Annotated in this window: 1 protein-coding gene; it reads right to left on the reverse strand. The window is 41.3% G+C overall.

Going from position 1 to position 438, the window contains the following annotated elements; all coding sequences use genetic code 11:
- Positions 1–317 (reverse strand): N-acetylmuramoyl-L-alanine amidase (locus EII37_RS10900; protein WP_185696014.1); only part of this gene is annotated, 317 nt, incomplete at its 3' end.
- Positions 318–438 lie beyond the last annotated feature (121 nt).

The following is a 438-nucleotide window of genomic DNA, read 5'->3' on the forward strand; positions in this document are numbered from 1 at the left end:
TACTTGGCTACGTCGTCTAGTACCGCTTGTTCGTTCTTCAAGAACTGGCTTAAATCTCCCTCTGATTGGCATACTTCCCAACTAGCATAATTTGCGTTACCATATGAGTTAGCACAATGCCATGCCTTGTTAGAGAAGTCAGAAGCCTGTAATCGTCCATCCGAAGCGATATAGACATGAGCAAAACCATTTTCAGGGTTGTGTGTAGGTAGCCAACCATTGTAGAAGCCAGTGTTAGCACCATTTGAGCCTGCGTCATTGTGAATTACAACCCCAGTAGGGTTATGACCACGAACGCCAGCATTAGTTATATTCATTCTTTTTTATCCTCCGTTTGTTCTTCTTCTACTTCTGGAACACTTACACCGTTCTTTTTCATAAGTTTAACCAAACCGGCAAACATAGGGCTGATACTTGCAATTAAATAAATAAATTGAC

Source organism: Streptococcus sp. OH4692_COT-348 (genome assembly GCF_003859975.1).
In the GTDB taxonomy this organism is placed as follows: domain Bacteria; phylum Bacillota; class Bacilli; order Lactobacillales; family Streptococcaceae; genus Streptococcus.